The sequence below is a fragment of the Anaerotruncus sp. genome (genome assembly GCF_057433415.1).
Window position 1 is genome coordinate 78,728 of the sequence record NZ_DBMDHH010000002.1, and the last position, 17,810, is coordinate 96,537.

Here is a 17,810-nt window from a genome sequence, read left to right on the forward strand (position 1 = left end):
ACGTCCATTTATCGGCTCCCCGGGCGCCCCGCCCGCTACAAAGCCTCCACCGGCACGATTCAAAAGAAGGTGACCTGCGAGGTCGCGGGCAGGTCACCGAGCGCGCCCGCGGCGCGCAGCGTCTCGACGACGGCGCTGGAGACCCCGGCGCGGTTAGAGATGTCGTCCGCCGAGATGAAGGATTCCGATTTGGCCTCCTCCCACAGGCTCTTGGCGGCGGCCTCGCCGACTCCCTTGAGCGCCATGAAGGGCAGGCGGATCCTGCCATCCTCCACCTCGTAGAGCTTGTAGTGGCTCTTGTAGAGGTCGACCGGCAAAAATTCAAAGCCGCGCGCCTGGCACTCGTGGATGATCTGCAGCATGGTCAGCGTGCCCTCGTCCTTGGCGGAACGGTCGTTGCCCATCGCGAGCAGGTTCTGGATTTTGCGCTTGGTCGCGGATTTGCCCTGCACCGCCGCCTCGGCGTCGAAGTCGTCGCCGCGCACGGTGAAGATGACCGCGTAAAAGGCCAGCGGATGGTGCACCTTGAACCAGCAGAGCCGGATGGAAGCGATGTCGTAGGCCGCGGCGTGCGCCTTGGGGAACATGTATTTGATCTTGAGGCAGCTGTCGATGTACCACTGGGGCACCCCGTGCTCCTTCATCGCCATCATGTGCTCCTCGGTCAGCAGCTTGGGCGCGTTGCCCTTACGGGTGATCTCCATGATCTTGAACGCCATCTTGGGCTCCAGCCCCTTGAGGAGCAGATAGGTCATGATGCTGTCACGTGTTCCGATGACCTCGGAAATCGTGCAGGTCCTGTTGCGGATGAGCTCCTGCGCGTTGCCGAGCCACACGTCGGTGCCGTGGGAGAGGCCGGAGATCTGGAGAAGGTCGGAGAAGTTCTTCGGCTGCGCCTCGATGAGCATCCCGCGCACAAAATTGGTGCCGAATTCGGGGATGCCGAGGGTGCCGGTGTTGCAGTCGATCTCCTCCGCCGTGACGCCGAGCGCGTCCGGTTTCAAAAAAAGGCTCATAACTTCCGGGTCGTTCATCGGCACGTCGTTCACGTCGATGCCGGTCATATCCTCGAGGTACTTGTACATCGTCGGAACGTCGTGCCCGAGCTCGTCGAGCTTGAGGATCGTATCGTGCAGCGAATGGAAGTCGAAGTGAGTGGTCGTGATGTCCGAGTTGGCGTCGTCGGCGGGGCGCTGCACCGCCGTAAAGTCGAACACCTCGTGGTTGGAGGGCACGACGACCATGCCGCCCGGGTGCTGGCCGGTCGTCCGCTTGACGCCGGTGCAGCCGAGCGCGAGCCGCTCCTCCTCCGCGCGGGTCATCACGAGCCCGCGCTCCTGCGCGTACTTTTTCACAAAGCCGTAGGCGGTCTTTTCCGCGACGGTGGAGATGGTGCCCGCCTTGAAGACGTGGGTCGGACCGAAAAGCTCCTCGGTGTACTTGTGGATCTTGCTCTGGTACTCGCCCGAGAAGTTGAGGTCGATGTCAGGCGCCTTGTCCCCGTCGAACCCGAGGAAGGTCTCAAACGGGATGTCGTGGCCGTCCTGCTTATATTTCGTGCCGCATTTGGGGCAGTTCTTTTCGGGCAGGTCGAAGCCGGAGCCCACCTCGCCCTTGGTGAAGAACTCGCTGTGGCGGCAATTGGGGCAGTAGTAGTGGGGCGGCAGGGGGTTGACCTCCGAGATGCCCGCCATTGTCGCCACAAAGGAGGAGCCGACCGACCCACGGGAGCCGACCTTATAGCCGCCCTCCTCGCTCTTGGCGACGAGCTTCTGCGCGATCATATAGAGCACCGCGAAGCCGTGCTTGATGATCGAGCCGAGCTCCCGCTCGAGCCGCTTGGACACCAGCTCGGGGACCTGTCCCTCGTAGCCGTACATCTTCATCGTCCGCTCGCGGGTGATCCGCTGGAGGTCCTCCTCCGAGCCGGGGATCGTCGGGGTAAAGGTGCCGTTGGGGATCGGCTTGACGTCGCTTTCGATCATGTCCGCGATGCGGTTGGGGTTATCGATGACGACCTCGTGCGCCTTCTGGGGGCCGAGGTATTCGAACTCCCTGAGCATTTCATCGGTCGTGCGGAAGTAGAGGGGCGCCTGCTGGTCGGCGTCGGAAAAGCCCATGCCCGCCATCAGGATGGCGCGGAACTTCGCGTCGCCCGCGTCCATGAAGTGCACGTCGCAGGTCGCCACGACGGGGATGTTCAGCTTTTCACCGAGCTTCACGACCGTCTCGTTGAACTCCTTGATGCCGTTTTCATCCGGCACGGTGTTGTTGCGCACCATGAATTCGTTGTTGCCGAGCGGCTGGATCTCCAGATAGTCGTAGAACCTGGCGATGTCGCAGAGGTCCCCCCAGCTCTTGCCCTCGATGATCGCGCGGTAGAGCTGCCCGGCCTCGCAGGCGCTGCCGATCAGGAGCCCCTCGCGGTGCTCCATCAGCTTGGATTTGGGGATGCGCGGATGGCGCGAGTAGCAGTCGAGGTGGGAGAGGGAGACGAGGCGGTAGAGGTTTTTGAGCCCCGTGAGATTTTTGACCAGAATGATCTGGTGGTATGTAGGGGATTTTTTCACGTCGACCGCCGCGAGCGAGGTGTTGATCCGGTCGATGCTTTTGCAGCCCTTCTCGGATTTGAGGATGTCGATCATCCTCAGGAAGATCCGTGCGAGCATCTCCGCGTCGTCGCAGGCGCGGTGGTGGTTGAAGTCGCCCAGTCCGAGGTGCTTGGCGACGAGGTCGAGCTTGTGCTTTTTGAGCTCGGGGAACAGGGAGCGCGAAAGGATGACCGTGTCGATCGCGGTAAAGTGGTAGGGCATGTGGCACCGGCGCGCCGCCTGCTTCAGGAAGCTCGTGTCGAAGGGGGCGTTATGCGCGACGAGCACCGCCCCGTCCCCGCCGCAGAACTCGTAGAAGGAGGCGAGCGCCTCCGCCTCGGAGGGCGCGCCGCGCACGTCGTCGTCGGTGATGCCGGTGAGCTCGGTGATCTTGGGCGGGATCGCCCGCTCGGGGTTCACGAAGGTGTTGAAGCGGTCGACCACTTCCCCGCCCGACAGCTTGACCGCGCCGATCTCGGTGATCCGTTCGGTCGCGGCGGAAAGGCCGGTCGTCTCAAGGTCGAAGACAATGATTTCCCGGTCGAAGTCTCCGGCGGCATGTCCGCTCACCGCCTGCACGACGTCGTCGACGAAATAGGCCTCCACGCCGTAGATGATCTTGATGTCACCGCCCTTTTTGCGGATCGCGTTCTGGGCGTTCACCGCGTCGGGGAACGCCTGTACGACCCCATGGTCGGTGATCGCGACCGCCTTGTGGCCGAACTCGTAGGCGCGGCGGACGAGCTTATCCACCGGGGTCAGGCCGTCCATCGCGGACATGTTGGAGTGCATATGCAGTTCCACCCGCTTCTCCTCGGCGGTGTCGCGGCGGGGAACCTTCTTTACGGTGGCGATGCTGTCGGGGCGCAGGACGTTCTCATGGTCGAAACGGTCGTACTCGATCAGGCCGTACATCACGACGGTGTCCCCCACCTTGAGCTCGTCGAGCGCCTTGATCTTCTTGTCCATCCGCCCGATGACCTTGGCGCAGTAGGAGCCGGTGTAATCGGTGAAGTAGATCGAAAGGATGAGCGTCTTTTCGTCCCGGCTGGTACGCCGGTCGATCTTGAAGACGTCCCCCCAGACGGTGACGTTGCCGCTTTCGATGTTCACCCCCGCCATCTCGGCCGGACGGCCCTTGGGCGGGTTGCCGTAGAGCGCGACCATCGAGCCGGGCTCGAAGGGCAGGTCGTGCGCGTCGAAGCTGAGCCGCGCCGCCGCGGGAACGACGGCGCCGTTTTCGAGCTTCTTTTCCGCCCGCTGGGGCGAGGGCGGCGTATATTTGATCGGCGCCGGACGCGCCTTGTCCATCGTCTCATGGTAGATGTCGCTGTCGGGCGCGACCTCGAGCACCCCGTCGAAGAGGACCTGCACCTCCCGTCCAAACTCCTCGCGGATGACGGCGGAGATCTTCTGGCCGCAGTGGATCTCCTCGAGGAAGGGACCGCCGCCGTGGCTGAGGTAGACGCGCAGCGTGTCGCCCGAGAGGTCGGCGCGGCTGCCGGTGAAAAAGCCGTTGACCGGCACCCCCTCGCCGCCGAGGCGGGCGATGATCTCGGGCAGGTAGTCGCTCGAAAAGAGCCCGCCCGGATAGCGCGGGCAGACGGCCGCCGTGTCGAGGGTGAGCGCGCCCTCCAGCTTGCGGCCGAGCTCGGATAAGGCGCCGCGCGGCACCAGCTCGTCCAGCACGAGCGTGACGGTCAGCGCGCGCCGCGCCTGGTCGAGCCGCAGCCCGCAGATTTCGCCGCGCGCGGCGGCGCAGCCGGGGACGAGCTCTATGTAATCGCCGAATATCTCGATGAATGACGCCAAAACAGACAACTCCTCAAACCCTACAGTTTTTCAATCTCCTCAAGCAGCACGTCCACGATCCGGTCCTCGGGGTATTTCCCGGCCGGCTCCCCTTTTTTGAAGAGGAGCGCCTCCCCGTTTCCGCCCGCGATGCCGATGTCCGCTTCCCGCGCTTCTCCCGGCCCGTTGACGACGCAGCCCATGACCGCGACCTTGATGTCCTTGCGGCAGCCCGCCAGTGCCTCCTCCACCCTGCCCGCCAGGGAGATGAGGTCGATCTTCGTGCGCCCGCAGGTCGGGCAGGAGACGATCTCCGGCCCCCTGCCCCTGCCCACGGCCTTGAGGATGTCGCGCGCGGCGCGCACCTCCTCGACCGGGTCGGCGGTCAGCGAGACGCGGATGGTGTCGCCGATGCCGTCGCAGAGCAGCGACCCGATGCCCACCGCCGACTTGATGAGCCCCATGCGCGCGGTGCCCGCCTCGGTCACGCCGAGGTGGAGCGGACAGCCGAGCTGCTCCGCGGCCAGCCGGTAGGCCTCGATCATTGTCGGGACATGCGACGACTTGATCGACACGACGACGTCGGTGAAGTCGAACTTTTCCAGAAGGCGCGCATGGTAGAGGGCGCTGTCGACCAGCGCCTGGGGGGTCGGCGCGCCGTATTTCGCGAGGATGTGCTTTTCCAGCGAACCGGAGTTGACCCCGATGCGGATGGGCACCCCCGCCGCCCTGCACGCGTCCGCAACCTGCTTTACGCGGTCCTCCCCGCCGATGTTGCCGGGGTTGAGGCGGATCTTGTCCACCCCCGCCGCCACGCAGTCGAGCGCGATGCGGTAGTCGAAGTGGATGTCCGCGACAAGCGGAACGGAGACCGCCGCCTTGATCGCGGGCACCAGCCGAACCGCCTCCCGGTCGGGCACGGCGGCGCGGATGATGTCGCAGCCCGCGGCCTCGAGCGCCCGCGCCTGCGCGACGCTGCCCGCCACGTCCCCGGCGGGCACGTTCAGCATCGACTGCACGGCGATGGGACTTCCGCCGCCGATCGTCACATTCCCGATGTTCACTTTCCTTGTCATCCGTTCACGTCCCGTCTAAAAGAATCGCAGGATATCGTTGAAGGTCACCACCAGCATCAGGCCCATCAGCAGGACGAACCCCGCCGTGTGGATGATTCCCTCGTATTTCGGGTTGACCGGCCGGCGGATCACCAGCTCGATCAGCAAAAAGAGCAGCCGCCCGCCGTCGAGCGCGGGCACCGGCAGGAGGTTGAAGACGCCGATGTTGACGGTGATGAACCCCACGAGCAGCAGAAGCGTCTTGATCCCCGCCATGCTCGCCTGCCCGATGACCGTCGAAACCCCCACCGGCCCGGAGAGCTCCGCGAGGGTGAAGTTGCCGGTGATCAGGTTGATGAAGGACATCCACACCTGACGAACGATTGAAAACATCCATAAAATGGTATATTGCACGCTGCTCCAAAAGGTTTTGGGCACGGAATCGACGTAGAAGTCGAGGTTGATGACCTTGGCGCCGTCCTCCATGACCTGCATGCCGAAGTCAATATCCCTGAGCTCGAGCTTTTCCCCGCCGCGCAGGACGGTAAAGGTGACCACGCCGTCCTTGTCGCTCACCATGGAAAAGGAGATATCGTTGGAGGTGAAGACGCGGCTGCCGTTGACCCGGAGGATCCGGTCCCCCGCCTGGAGCCGCGCGTTGCTCTGCGCGCCCTCGTGGAATCCGCCGACCACCGTCGTAGGCAGGCTCTGCCGCATCCCGACGAGGATCGACAGGATGACAAAGCCCAACAGCAGGTTCATCAGCGCGCCCGCGCAGACGAAGAGGATCCGCTTCCACAGCCGCACGTTGCAGTAGGCGCGCGGGTCGGAGCTGTCCTCGTCCTCCCCCTCGACCGCGACGTAGCCGCCGATCGGCAGGGCGCGCAGGGCATATTTGGTTTCGCCGCGCTGGGTGGACCAGATCGCGGGGCCCATGCCGAGCGCAAATTCGTTGACCCGCATCCCCGAGAGCTTGCCGACCGTAAAATGGCCGAGCTCATGGATGAAGATGAGCAGCCCGAAGACGAAAACCGCGACAACGACCTGAAAGACAATACTCATAGAACGCAACACATTCCAATCCACATAAAATCGCCCGAATACGGCGGCGCTACTATCATAGTATTCTTACCGCCGCGCGCAATATTCCGGCGGATTACCGGCGCGTGCAGTACGCCTCGGCAAGCGCGCGCGCAGCATCCTCCGCCTCGAGCACCTCTTCCAGTGTGTAAAGCTCATCGGCATTACAGGAAAAACGCTCCAATATGTACCCGACGCACCGCCCGATGTCGAGGAATTTGAGCCCCCCGGCCAGAAAGCGCCCGACCGCGTATTCGTTGGCCGCGTTGACCGCGCAGGGATAGAGCCCGCCGCGCCTTGCCGCCTCGATGCAGATGTCCAGGCAGGCAAACGTCCCGCAGTCGGGTTTTTCGAAGGTGAGACTGCCGTAGTCGGTCAGCGACAGACGCCTCGCGTCGGTCGGCGCACGGTGCGGCCAGGTCAGCGCGTACTGGATGGGCACCGCCATGTCGGGCGTGCCCATCTGGGCGATCACCGCGCCGTCGGCGTACTCCACCGCCGAATGGACGACGCTCTGCGGGTGCACGACGATCTCGATCTGGTCGGGCGACAGCCCGAAGAGCCACATCGCCTCGATGAATTCGAGCCCCTTGTTCATGAGCGTCGCGGAATCGACGGTGATCTTCGCGCCCATCGACCAGTTGGGGTGCCGGAGCGCGTCCGCTGCGGTCATCCCTTCGAGCTCCTTGGCGGTTTTGCCGCGGAACGGCCCGCCCGACGCCGTGAGGATGATCTTTTTGAGCGCCGCGCGGTCGTTGCCCTGCAGCGACTGGAAGATCGCGCTGTGTTCGCTGTCGACCGGCAGCAGGTCCACGCCGTTTTCCTCCGCCGCGTCCATCACGAGCCGTCCGCCCGCGACGAGCGTCTCCTTGTTGGCGAGCGCGACCGTCTTTTTGGCCGCGATGGCGGCGAGCGTCGGCCGCAGGCCGACCATCCCCACCACCGCGTTGCACACCACGTCGACGCCGGGAAGCGAAGCGGCCTCGCACATCCCCTCGACGCCCGCCAGCAAGCGGATATCGGTATCCGCGAGGCGGGTCTTCAGGTCTGCGTAGGCCGTTTTGTCCGAAACGACAACACAGCGAGGGTGAAACTCCCTCGCCTGCGTTTCCAGCAGGGCGGCGTTCCTGTTTGCGGCAAGCACGTCGACCCCGTATCCGAGATTTTTACAGCAACGAAGCGTCTGGGTGCCGATCGAACCGGTCGACCCCAGAAGCGCGATTGTTTTCTTCAAATTCTGCCCCGCCTTCATTGATATGTACTCACGCCGCCAGATGGACGTGCTGGCTGAAGATGAACACCAGCGGCGCGACCATCAGCACGCTGTCGAACCGGTCCATGATCCCGCCGTGCCCCGGCATGATCGAGCCGTAATCCTTGACGCCGAACTGCCGCTTGATGACCGAGGCCGACAGGTCCCCGATCATGCTTGCCGCCGACAGGAAGGGCACGATGCAGAGCAGCGCCGGGACGTTGACCGCGATGGGAACGCCCAGCCAGCCCGAAACGGCGCCGTAGAGGAGCGCGACAAGCAGCATGGCGATCTCGGCGAAGACGATCCCGCCGATCGCGCCTTCCACCGTCTTTTTCGGGCTGATGACGGGCGCGAGCTTATGCTTCCCGAACGCGCGCCCCGTAAAATAGGCCCCCGTGTCGCTCAGCCAGGCGCTGCCCAGCGTCACGAGCACGTAGAAGATGCCCAGCGCCTTGCCCCAATGGTCGCGCATGTAAATCATCGTGGTCAGTGAAAAAGGCACCACCAGGCTGAAGAGGAAGCTCATCGCGATCTGCTCGATACGCAGCAGGCTGTGGCGGCGCAGCAGCACGGCGAAAATCGCCACCACATAGAGGTAGCAGATCGGCATGATGTGCCGGGCGATCCACTGCACGGAAAAAAGCGGGATCACCGCCGCGAACGCGATCGACAGCGCCGCCACGAGCTTATCCCTGGTGCAGCCGGTCGCGGCGAGCAGCTCGTAGACCGCCAGCGCGCAGATAAAGGCGATCACAAGGTTCGTCAGCACCGTATCAAAAAAGACAAAGACCACGAACAGCAGCACAAGGCCGATCATGGAGCTGATGATTCTTACCTTCATAGAACTCTCCCATCCTCCGCCGTTTTGCGGGGTGACATTTACAGGCCGCCGAACCGCCGCGACCGCCCCTGGTATTCTTCGATGGCGCGGTCAAGATGCCCGGGGGTAAAGTCCGGCCAGAGCACATCCATAAACACCAGCTCGGCATAGGCCGCCTGCCAAGGCAGGAAGTTGGAGGTGCGCTGTTCCCCGCTCGGGCGGATGATCAGGTCGGGGTCGGGCTGGCCGGCGGTGTAGAGCGCGCCGGCAAACGCCTCTTCGTCGATTTCGTCGGGAGAAAGCTCCCCGGCAAGGCATCTGCGCGCAAGCGCGCGCGCCGCGTGAACGATCTCGTCCCGGCCCCCGTAGTTGAGCGCGATGTTGATGGTGATCGCGGTGTTTTTGGCGCTCTCGGCCTCCGCGCGCGCCATCATCTCCCGGATATCGTCGGAAAGCGGGCCGCGTTCCCCCAGGAAACACAGCCGCGCGTCCTCCTCCCGGTGCTTGAACATCTCGTTCAGGTACCTGCGCAAAAGATCCATCAGCCCCTCCACCTCGTCCGCGGGCCGCTTCCAGTTTTCGGTGGAAAAGGCGTAGATCGTCAGGTAGGGGACGCCGATCTCCCGGCAGTATTTTGCGATTTTGCCAAAGGTATCCGCCCCGGCCTTGTGCCCCGCGCTGCGCGGAAGGCCGCGGCGGCTCGCCCAGCGACCGTTCCCGTCCATGATGATGCCGATGTGGCGGGGCAGGGTGCCGGCAGGCTGCGTATTCGACATGGATACACTCCGTTCCGGAATCAGATTTCGAGGATTTCCTTCTCCTTCTTCGCGGCAATTTCATCGATCCGCTTGCAGAATTTGTCGGTCATCTTCTGGGTCGCTTCCTCGAGGTCCTTCTGGTCGTCCTCGCTGATCTCGCTCGATTTTTTGAGCGCCTTAAACTTCTCGTTGGCGTCGCGGCGGATCGCGCGGATCGCGACCTTGGCCTCCTCACCCTGCTTCTTGATCTGCTTGCAGATCTCTTTCCTGCGCTCCTCGGTCAGCGGCGGGAAGACGATGCGGATGACGGAACCGTCGTTGGTGGGGTTGATGCCGATATCAGAGGCCTGGATCGCCTTTTCGATCGGCTTGAGGGTGGATTTGTCCCACGGCTGGATCACCAGGATGCGCGCCTCCGCCACCGAGATCGCCGCCATCGCCTGGACCGGCGTGGGGGTGCCGTAGTAGTCGACCGTGATCTTGTCGAGCACGGCGGGATTGGCCCTTCCGGCGCGGATGGTCGCGAACTCGCCCTCCAGCACGCGGATGGTCTTTTCCATCTTTTCGTTATAGGGGTTCAGCCGTTCATTCATCTGAGTCATCCTCCTTCACGATGGTTCCGATATTTTTGCCTTCGATCGCGGCCAGGATGTTGTCCGGGTCGGCGAGGCTGAATACAAGGACGGGAATCCGGTTGTCGCGGCACATCGCGGCGGCCGTGCTGTCCATCACGCCCAGCCCCTTCTCCAGCACCTCCTGGAAGGAAACGTTGTCATACCGCACGGCGGTGTCGAACTTGTTGGGGTCGCAGTCGTAAACGCCGTCCACCATCGTCGCCTTGAGGATGATGTCCGCGTCGATTTCGGCGGCGCGCAGAGAAGAGGCGGTGTCGGTCGAAAAATAGGGGTTGCCGGTGCCGCAGCCGAAGATGACGACCCGGCCCTTTTCGAGGTGGCGGACGGCGCGCCCGCGGATGTAGGGCTCGGCGATCTGCTGCATGGTGATGGCGGTCTGCACCCGCACGGGCACCCCCAGCGCCTCAAGCGCGTCGGCCAGCGCGAGGGAGTTCATGACGGTGGCGAGCATCCCCATGTGGTCGGCGCGGGTGCGGTCCATGCTTCCCGCGTCCCTGCCGCGGAAAAAGTTGCCGCCCCCGACCACGATCCCGATCTCGGCCCCGAGCGAGGCGCATTTTTTGATACTCTCGCAGATGCCGCGCACGACGCTGTAATCGATGCCGAATTTTTTCTCCCCGGCGAGGGCTTCCCCGCTGAGCTTCAGCAGGACCCGTTTATACTTCAGTGGCATACATGACCTCCCGGAATGGTTATTTTTGACGCTTCCGCGCCCCGTTTATGCAATCCGGCCCGTGGGCCGGAGGGGGAAATTACATCCCTTCTATTTTACAATAATCACCCGTCAAAGTAAAGGGCGCGCCGCGATTAATTTCCCCCACCCATACAAAAAAGGCGGCCGGATAACCGGCCGCCTTTCGACGGGAAAATCTTTATTTGATCATGCTGGCAACTTCGTCGGCGAAGTTGTCCTCGCGCTTCTCAAGGCCCTCGCCCTTCTCATAGCGGACGAAACCGGTGACCTTGATCGAGCCGCCGAGCTCCTTGGCGGTCTCCTCGGTGTACTGCGCCACGGTGATGTCGCCGTTCTTGACGAACGGCTGGTCCAGCAGGCAGTTCTCCTTGTAGTACTTGCCAATGCGGCCGTCGACCATCTTGGCGATGATCTGGGCGGGCTTGTTCTTGAGCTTCTCGTCGTTGGCGATCTGCGCGGTGAGGATCTCCTTCTCCTTCTCGATGACGTCCGCGGGAACGGAAGCCTCGTCGAGGAAGAGCGGATTGATCGCCGCGACCTGCATCGCGACGTCCTTCGCGTAGGCCTGGAAGCCCTCCTTGTCCGCGACGTCGGTCTCAAAGGTGACCATGACGCCGATGCGGCCGCCGCCGTGCACGTAGGTGACGAGCGGGCCCTCGGCATAGGTGAAGCGGCGGACCTTCATGTTCTCGCCGATCGTGAGGATCTTGTCGCGGAGCTCCTCCTCGACGGTCATGCTCATGCCGACCGCGGGGAGCTTCAGAAGCGCGTCGACGTCGGCGGGCTTGTGGGCCGCGACGGTCTTGGCACAGGATTTGACGAAGTCCATGAACTTGTCGTTCTTCGCGACGAAGTCGGTCTCCGAGTTGACCTCGATCACAACGCCGACCTTGGTGTCGTCGTCGACCATCGCGAGGACGACGCCCTCGGCCGCAATGCGGCCGGCCTTCTTGGTGGCCGCGGCGAGCCCCTTCTCACGGAGAATCTCAACCGCTTTTTCCATATCTCCATCCGCTTCGGTCAGAGCCTTTTTGCAGTCCATCATGCCGCAATTGGTCTGCTCACGCAGCGCCTGTACGTCTTTTGCAGTGAATGCCATTCGTGAAACCTCCATATATCTTTTATTCGTCCAAAAAGCCGGGATTACTTGTCGGCGGGAGCCTCGTCGGTTTCGTTCTCCTTCGCGGCGGCCTCTTCCGGGGCGACCTCGGTGCTGCCCTGGCGGCCCTCGATGAGGGCGTCGGCCATGGTGGCGCACAGCAGCTTGACGGCGCGGATCGCGTCGTCGTTGCCGGGGATCACGTAATCGATCTCATCGGGATCGCAGTTGGTGTCGACGATCGCGACGATGGGGATGCCCAGCTTGCGCGCCTCGGCGACGGCGATCTTCTCCTTGCGGGGGTCGACGACGAAGAGGGCGGACGGGAGCTTCTTCATGTCCTTGATGCCGCCGAGGAACTTCTCGAGCTTCTCGATCTCAAGGTTGAGCTTGCTGACTTCCTTTTTCGGGAGCAGCTCGAAGGTGCCGTCCTCCTGCATCTTGCGCAGCTGCGCGAGGCGGTCGATCCGGCGGCGGATGGTCTTGAAGTTGGTCAGCATGCCGCCGAGCCATCTGGCGTTGACATAGTAAGCGCCAGCGCGGGTGGCTTCGTCGCGGACGGAATCGCCCGCCTGCTTCTTGGTGCCGACGAACAGGAGGTTCCCGCCGCCCGCAGCCATGTCGCGGACGAACATATAGGCCTCGTCCAGCTTTTTGACGGTTTTCTGGAGGTCGATGATGTAGATGCCGTTGCGCTCGGTGAAGATGTAACGGGCCATCTTCGGGTTCCATCTCCGGGTCTGGTGGCCGAAGTGGACACCCGCCTCCAACAGTTGTTTCATTGATACTACGCCCATGATAAATTCCTCTCTTTCGGTTAAATTCCGCCACCACGTTCATCTCATCCCATCATCCCGGACCGGGACACCGATCAGATGATCGCGCGGTGTGTGTGTTACCAGCAGTATGCCAGCCGTAATATATTACCACAAAGAGAGGAAAAATGCAAGTATGAATTTCCCGCCGCACCAATATTTTGCACGGTTTCGGGGCGTTTAGTCGTCCTCCAGGATGCGGAACCACTTTCCGCGCCCGCCCGACGTATTTTCCTGCGCCGGAAGGGTGTGGTTGACGAGGATGGTGTCCTCCCCGATCACCTCGATGTCCTGCCAGCGGATGATGGTGTCCTCCTCCCGGCCGAGCAGCCCGAAAAAGCGCAGCCTGCCGCGGATGACGATCGCCGTGACCGCGGCGGCCGCCGTGTCGATCTCCGCGTCCGAGACGTACCCGAGCTTGCTGCCGTTGCGCACGTTGATGACGTATTTGTTCCGAAGGTCCCCCATCCGGCAAAACATGGCCCTTCCCCCTTGTGCTGATTTGATAAAAGTATATGTGCGCGTTTGGGGAAATAGTTCTTCCGCCAATCAATTGACATTTGGTTGGAAATCCCTTATGATAAACTTTATGAACAATTTGTAAACCCCGCAAACGGAAATCCCCGGCAGAGCAGGGACCTGCCGGGACGGAGGTGTTTTTGTGCAAAGGGAAAAATTTTCTTCGCGGCTCGGCTTCCTGCTGATCTCGGCGGGCTGCGCCATCGGGATCGGCAACGTCTGGCGGTTCCCCTACATCACGGGACAGTACGGCGGCGCGGCGTTCGTGCTGATCTACCTGTTCTTCCTCGTCATCCTCGGCCTGCCGATCATGGTGATGGAGTTCTCGGTCGGCCGCGCCAGCCAGAAGAGCGCCGCCCGCTCGTTCGACGTGCTCGAGCCCAAGGGCAGCAAATGGCACCTGTATAAATACGGCGCCATGCTCGGCAACTACATGCTGATGATGTTCTATACGACCGTCGGCGGCTGGATGCTTATCTACTTTGTGAAGATGGCGGGCGGCGAGTTCGTCGGCAAGACCCCGGAAGAGGTCGGCGGCATCTTCAACGGCATGCTCGGCGACCCGCTGCTCATGATGATCTGGATGGTGATCGTCGTCGTGATCGGCTTCAGCGTATGCTCGATGGGGTTGCAGAACGGCGTGGAAAAGATCACCAAGGCGATGATGAGCTGCCTGCTGCTCATCATGGTCGTGCTCGTCGTGCGCTCGGTCACGCTGCCGGGCGCGGGCGAAGGACTCCGGTTCTACCTCATGCCCGATTTCGGCAAGATGGCCGACCAGGGCATCACCACCGTCGTCTCCGCCGCCATGGGGCAGGCGTTCTTCACCCTCAGCCTCGGCATCGGCGCGATGGCCATCTTCGGCAGCTACATCGGCAAGGACCGCTCTCTCACCGGCGAGTCGATCAGCATCACGCTGCTCGACACCTTCGTCGCGCTGATGGCGGGCCTGATCATTTTCCCCGCCTGCTCGGCGTTCGGCGTCGACTCGGCGCAGGGCCCCGGCCTCGTCTTCGTCACCCTGCCCAATATCTTCAACGAGATGCCCGGCGGACGGGTGTTCGGCGCGCTCTTCTTCGTCTTCATGTCCTTCGCCGCCCTCTCGACCATCATCGCGGTGTTCGAGAACATCGTCTCCTTCGGCATGGACCTGTGGGGCTGGACCCGCAAAAAGACGGTTGCCGTCAATTTCGTGGCGATCATCCTGCTTTCGATCCCCTGCGTGCTCGGCTACAACCTGTGGAGCGGCTTTGTCCCGCTCGGCGCGGGTTCCGCGGTGCTCGACCTCGAGGACTTCATCGTCAGCAACAACCTGCTGCCGCTCGGCTCCCTCGTCTACCTACTCTTCTGCACCTCCCGGTACGGATGGGGCTGGAAAAACTTCCTCACCGAGGCGGACACCGGGAACGGCGTCAAATTCCCCAAATGGTCGCGGATCTACGTCTCCTACATCCTGCCGATCATCGTGCTGATCCTCTTCGTGCAGGGCTACTGGGACAAGATTTTCAAGGCGCTGTTCATGCGCTGATCCATGAAAAGAAAAAGGAAGCCGCCCGCGGGCGGCTTCCTATTTTAGATGTGTTTTTTGATCCAGTCGAGCGCGCCCTTTTCCAGCCGGGAGACCTGCGCCTGTGAGATGCCGATCTCCTTGGCGACCTCCATCTGGGTCTTGCCGACGAAAAAGCGTAGCGTGAGGATCCTCTTCTCCCGATCGCCGAGGCTCTTCATCGCCTCCTTGATCGCGATCTCGTCCATCCAGTCGCTCTCGCCGCCCTTGTCCCCCACCTGGTCCATCACGTAGATCGTGTCCCCGCCGTCCGAATAGACCGGCTCGTAGAGGGACATCGGCTCGACGATCGCCTCGAGCGCGAGCACGACGTCCTCCTTTTTGGCGCCCATCTCCGCCGCGATCTCGTCGACGGTCGGCTCCTTGGAGTTGCGGTTGATGAGCGTCTCCTTCGCCTGCATCGCCTTATAGGCGAGATCGCGCAGCGAACGGCTTACCCGCACCGAATTGTTGTCGCGCAGGTGGCGGCGGATTTCCCCGATGATCATCGGCACCCCGTAGGTGGAAAAGCGCACGTTCTGGTTGGGATCGAAGTTGTCGATCGCCTTGATCAGTCCGATGCATCCCACCTGGAAGAGATCGTCCAGATTTTCGCCGCGGTTGGTGAACTTCTGCACGACCGACAGCACCAGCCGCAGGTTGCCGTTGATCATCTCCTGGCGCGCCTGCTGGTCCCCCTGCCGGATGCGCTTCAACAGCTCAATCTTTTCCTTTTCCTTTAAAACGGTCAGCTTGGCCGTATTGATCCCACAGATTTCCACCTTGTTGTAATACACGTTTCGCACCCCGCTCACCCGAATCTTTCTAAATTCAGTATGAGCAGGGGAATTTGCAAACATACGCTTTCCAAAAATTGCTTGACCGGCGCGGCAGCATTTTCCGGGACGCGCAGGAAGGCCCCGGCACGGAGATTCCGTGCCGGGGCCTTCCTGTAAAGCGGGGTGCCGTTACAGGGTCTTTTCCAGCTCCTTCTTGAGCTTTTTGATGATGCGCTTTTCCAGCCGCGAGATATACGACTGGGAGATACCGATGATGTCCGCGACCTCCTTCTGGGTCTTCTCCTCGCTGCCGAGCAGGCCGAACCGCAGCTTCATGATGAGCTGTTCGCGCTCGTCGAGATGGCTGATCGCGCCGAGCAGGAGGTTCTTTTCCGCCTCGTCCTCGATGGGACGGTTGATGCTGTCCGGATCGGTGCCCAGAATATCCGAAAGAAGCAGCTCGTTGCCGTCCCAGTCGATGTTGAGCGGCTCGTCGATCGAGATTTCGTTCCTGTGCGACTGGTTTTTGCGCAGGTGCATGAGGATCTCGTTTTCGATGCAGCGGGAGGCGTAGGTGGCCAGCTTGATGTTCTTCTGCGGGCAGAAGGTGTTCACCGCCTTGATCAGCCCGATCGTCCCGATCGAGATGAGGTCCTCCACGCAGATGCCGGTCGACTCGAATTTTTTGGCGATGTAGACGACCAGCCGCAGATTATGTACCGTCAATGTCTCCTTCGCGCCCTCGTCGTTCTCCTCGAGCTTGCGGAAGACGATCTTTTCCTCCTCCTTGGAGAGCGGAGCGGGCAGCGTCTCCGGGCCGTTGATGTAGTAGGCCCGCCGCCGCCACAGCCGCCGGATGATTTCGCGCAGCCGCCCGAACAGCCCGGCCGCCCGCGCCCGTAATGTCGTGATCAAATAAATACGCCCCTTCCCTAATGCGCCCGGTCGATGATCTGCGGGTTGATGAGCGCCTGGTATTCCCCGCTGATCGGTTCGCGGCTCGCCGCTATGTAGACGTCGGAGGTCCGGATCGTCCTGCCTCCTCCGGTGATCTGGATTTCATCGGGCCGGAACCCCTCGAGCGCCCCCTCCCCCGTCACCGTCCGGCAGGGGATCACCCGGAAGCCCGCGTGCTCGGGCGGACGGACCCGTTCCGCCAGCGTCCGGTCGCAGACGATGACCGGCGCGCCGGAAAAAGGCTCCCGCAAATCGCTGCCGGTATCCGCAAGCCCCTTGCAGGAGACCGCCCTCCCGCCTGCCGTCACGGTGATCTCATAGAGCCGGTGCTCGTCGACCCGGCCCGCGAAGAGCCGCTCGAAGAGCAATAGGAGCAGGTAGGCGGCGGTCGTGGAGAGGATGAGCGCCAGCACGGAGATGTCGAAGTAGACCACGCCGTTATAGAAGATCATCCCGGCGGGCGCGAGCAGGTGGGAGAGCGCCAGCATGAGCCCCGCGAAGAGGAAGCTCACCGCAAAGGTCACAAAAAGGGCCTTTGCGAGCCTCTGCCACGGGCGGACGCCGAAGGCGGCCGCCGCCATCGCCAGGGCGAGCAGGATTTTATAGAGGGCCTGGAACCACATCCCGACATAGGGCAGGAAGATGACGAGCGACCCGAGCGCGCCGACGAGCGCCCCGGCGCACAGCCTCCAGCGGCATGTCACCACGCCAAGCAGCTTGGCAGAGGCGAGCAGGAGCAAGAGATTGACGATATAATTCACCACCACCAGCACATCGGCATAAACTGTCATAACCGCCCCGCCCCCTCGAAAAGTTCCAAGCTGATATTGTCCAACAGGACTATTATAGAGAGCGGACAAGTTTTGTTTCTGTCGAAATCGCGGGACAAATCATCGGATTTCTCCAAAGCCCCGCGCGGGCTAACACGATGGGCCCCTCCCGCATACAATGAGAGAGAACAGCAACTGTATCTGAGCGTCCGGCGGGGCTCCCTGCCCGCCCTTTCCTGCCGCACGGGACCGCGCGCGGCGTTCTTATCCCTGTGAGCTGTGCTTTTGATACATTTATTCTGAGAAAAAGGTGTGATCGTTAATGGCTTGTTGTTGTAACAACAGGAACCGCTGCAACTGCGGCTGCAACTGCTGCCGGAAAAAGATGGACGAATGCCGCATCCAGCCCGTCAGCGGATGCCGTCCCAACAGCGACTGCTGCTGGTATCCGGTTGATGTCACGTCCGACAACGGACGCCAGATGAGGCTTTGCTGCGACCAGAGCGGCTGCTGCGGGATGTTCCCCGAGGACTGCCGGAATACCTTCTGGCCCGACTTCGCCCATCCGCGGTGGCTCTGCTGCAAGGACCTCTACTGCGCGAGGAGAAAGTGCGGCTGCTGACCTCCCGGTCTCGGGACCGCGCCG

General features: G+C 62.3%; 16 protein-coding genes. 2 read left to right on the forward strand and 14 right to left on the reverse strand.

Features of this window, described 5'->3' with window-relative positions; genetic code table 11:
• Positions 1-59 precede the first annotated feature (59 nt).
• From ACZO3G_RS01130 to ACZO3G_RS01180, 11 genes are all read right to left on the reverse strand, one after another.
• Positions 60-4,403: a PolC-type DNA polymerase III gene (locus ACZO3G_RS01130; RefSeq protein ID WP_277138412.1), complete on the reverse strand. Its 4,344-nt coding sequence runs from the start codon at positions 4,401-4,403 to the stop codon at positions 60-62.
• A gap of 20 nt (positions 4,404-4,423) precedes the next feature.
• The gene (gene ispG / locus ACZO3G_RS01135) at positions 4,424-5,458 is read right to left on the reverse strand and encodes a flavodoxin-dependent (E)-4-hydroxy-3-methylbut-2-enyl-diphosphate synthase (RefSeq protein ID WP_276873649.1); all 1,035 of its coding nucleotides are present in this window, start codon (positions 5,456-5,458) and stop codon (positions 4,424-4,426) included.
• A 15-nt stretch (positions 5,459-5,473) separates the two neighbouring features.
• Positions 5,474-6,499, reverse strand: coding sequence for a M50 family metallopeptidase (locus ACZO3G_RS01140; RefSeq protein ID WP_101550696.1), 1,026 nt, complete (start codon positions 6,497-6,499; stop codon positions 5,474-5,476).
• 94 nt (positions 6,500-6,593) lie between these two features.
• The gene (locus ACZO3G_RS01145; RefSeq protein WP_276873645.1) at positions 6,594-7,751 is read right to left on the reverse strand and encodes a 1-deoxy-D-xylulose-5-phosphate reductoisomerase; all 1,158 of its coding nucleotides are present in this window, start codon (positions 7,749-7,751) and stop codon (positions 6,594-6,596) included.
• Between the two features lie 28 nt (positions 7,752-7,779).
• Positions 7,780-8,613 carry a phosphatidate cytidylyltransferase gene (locus ACZO3G_RS01150; protein WP_158595508.1) on the reverse strand — a complete coding sequence of 278 codons (834 nt, stop codon included), beginning with the start codon at positions 8,611-8,613 and terminating at the stop codon, positions 7,780-7,782.
• 38 nt (positions 8,614-8,651) lie between these two features.
• Positions 8,652-9,368: an undecaprenyl pyrophosphate synthase gene (uppS, locus tag ACZO3G_RS01155; RefSeq protein ID WP_276873636.1), complete on the reverse strand. Its 717-nt coding sequence runs from the start codon at positions 9,366-9,368 to the stop codon at positions 8,652-8,654.
• Between the two features lie 20 nt (positions 9,369-9,388).
• Entirely contained in the window at positions 9,389-9,943 is a 555-nt protein-coding gene (gene frr / locus ACZO3G_RS01160; protein WP_121585636.1) for a ribosome recycling factor, read from the reverse strand.
• Positions 9,936-10,658 (reverse strand): UMP kinase, encoded by a 723-nt coding sequence (pyrH, locus tag ACZO3G_RS01165; protein ID WP_101550709.1) that lies wholly within the window; start codon positions 10,656-10,658, stop codon positions 9,936-9,938. Before pyrH ends, frr begins: the two co-directional genes overlap by 8 nt.
• 199 nt (positions 10,659-10,857) lie before the next feature.
• Positions 10,858-11,778 (reverse strand): translation elongation factor Ts, encoded by a 921-nt coding sequence (gene tsf / locus ACZO3G_RS01170; protein ID WP_101550711.1) that lies wholly within the window; start codon positions 11,776-11,778, stop codon positions 10,858-10,860.
• Positions 11,779-11,822: 44 nt separating this feature from the next.
• Positions 11,823-12,575, reverse strand: coding sequence for a 30S ribosomal protein S2 (gene rpsB / locus ACZO3G_RS01175; RefSeq protein ID WP_101550713.1), 753 nt, complete (start codon positions 12,573-12,575; stop codon positions 11,823-11,825).
• A 198-nt stretch (positions 12,576-12,773) separates the two neighbouring features.
• Positions 12,774-13,073, reverse strand: a complete 300-nt coding sequence (locus ACZO3G_RS01180) for a YlmC/YmxH family sporulation protein (protein WP_101550715.1) — start codon at positions 13,071-13,073, stop codon at positions 12,774-12,776.
• A 181-nt stretch (positions 13,074-13,254) separates the two neighbouring features.
• Here ACZO3G_RS01180 and ACZO3G_RS01185 point away from each other — a divergent pair, with 181 nt between their 5' ends.
• A complete protein-coding gene (locus ACZO3G_RS01185; RefSeq protein ID WP_101550717.1) occupies positions 13,255-14,640 on the forward strand; it encodes a sodium-dependent transporter in 1,386 nt (461 codons plus the stop codon).
• Between the two features lie 44 nt (positions 14,641-14,684).
• Here ACZO3G_RS01185 and sigG read toward each other — a convergent pair whose 3' ends face one another.
• The 3 genes from sigG to ACZO3G_RS01200 all read right to left on the reverse strand — a co-directional run bounded on the left by sigG (position 14,685) and on the right by ACZO3G_RS01200 (position 17,185).
• Positions 14,685-15,455 carry an RNA polymerase sporulation sigma factor SigG gene (sigG, locus tag ACZO3G_RS01190; RefSeq protein ID WP_101553215.1) on the reverse strand — a complete coding sequence of 257 codons (771 nt, stop codon included), beginning with the start codon at positions 15,453-15,455 and terminating at the stop codon, positions 14,685-14,687.
• A gap of 171 nt (positions 15,456-15,626) precedes the next feature.
• Positions 15,627-16,319, reverse strand: a complete 693-nt coding sequence (sigE, locus tag ACZO3G_RS01195) for an RNA polymerase sporulation sigma factor SigE (RefSeq protein WP_277138435.1) — start codon at positions 16,317-16,319, stop codon at positions 15,627-15,629.
• A 50-nt stretch (positions 16,320-16,369) separates the two neighbouring features.
• Complete coding sequence (locus ACZO3G_RS01200) at positions 16,370-17,185, reverse strand: sigma-E processing peptidase SpoIIGA (protein WP_276871960.1); 816 nt, start codon at positions 17,183-17,185, stop codon at positions 16,370-16,372.
• A 301-nt stretch (positions 17,186-17,486) separates the two neighbouring features.
• On the opposite strand from ACZO3G_RS01200, the gene ACZO3G_RS01205 reads away from it, so the two are divergent.
• On the forward strand, positions 17,487-17,786 hold the full coding sequence (locus ACZO3G_RS01205; RefSeq protein WP_146021702.1) for a hypothetical protein: 300 nt from the start codon (positions 17,487-17,489) through the stop codon (positions 17,784-17,786).
• Positions 17,787-17,810 lie beyond the last annotated feature (24 nt).

Bases quoted from the DNA above. Each gene is read 5' to 3' on its own strand.
- ACZO3G_RS01180 (WP_101550715.1), bottom strand. From the start codon at position 13,073: ATGTTTTGCCGGATGGGGGACCTTCGGAACAAATACGTCATCAACGTG.
- ACZO3G_RS01200 (WP_276871960.1), bottom strand. From the start codon at position 17,185: ATGACAGTTTATGCCGATGTGCTGGTGGTGGTGAATTATATCGTCAAT.
- tsf (WP_101550711.1), bottom strand. From the start codon at position 11,778: ATGGCATTCACTGCAAAAGACGTACAGGCGCTGCGTGAGCAGACCAAT.
- ispG (WP_276873649.1), bottom strand. From the start codon at position 5,458: ATGACAAGGAAAGTGAACATCGGGAATGTGACGATCGGCGGCGGAAGT.
- uppS (WP_276873636.1), bottom strand. From the start codon at position 9,368: ATGTCGAATACGCAGCCTGCCGGCACCCTGCCCCGCCACATCGGCATC.
- rpsB (WP_101550713.1), bottom strand. From the start codon at position 12,575: ATGGGCGTAGTATCAATGAAACAACTGTTGGAGGCGGGTGTCCACTTC.
- pyrH (WP_101550709.1), bottom strand. From the start codon at position 10,658: ATGCCACTGAAGTATAAACGGGTCCTGCTGAAGCTCAGCGGGGAAGCC.
- ACZO3G_RS01150 (WP_158595508.1), bottom strand. From the start codon at position 8,613: ATGAAGGTAAGAATCATCAGCTCCATGATCGGCCTTGTGCTGCTGTTC.
- frr (WP_121585636.1), bottom strand. From the start codon at position 9,943: ATGAATGAACGGCTGAACCCCTATAACGAAAAGATGGAAAAGACCATC.
- ACZO3G_RS01205 (WP_146021702.1), top strand. From the start codon at position 17,487: ATGGCTTGTTGTTGTAACAACAGGAACCGCTGCAACTGCGGCTGCAAC.
- ACZO3G_RS01140 (WP_101550696.1), bottom strand. From the start codon at position 6,499: ATGAGTATTGTCTTTCAGGTCGTTGTCGCGGTTTTCGTCTTCGGGCTG.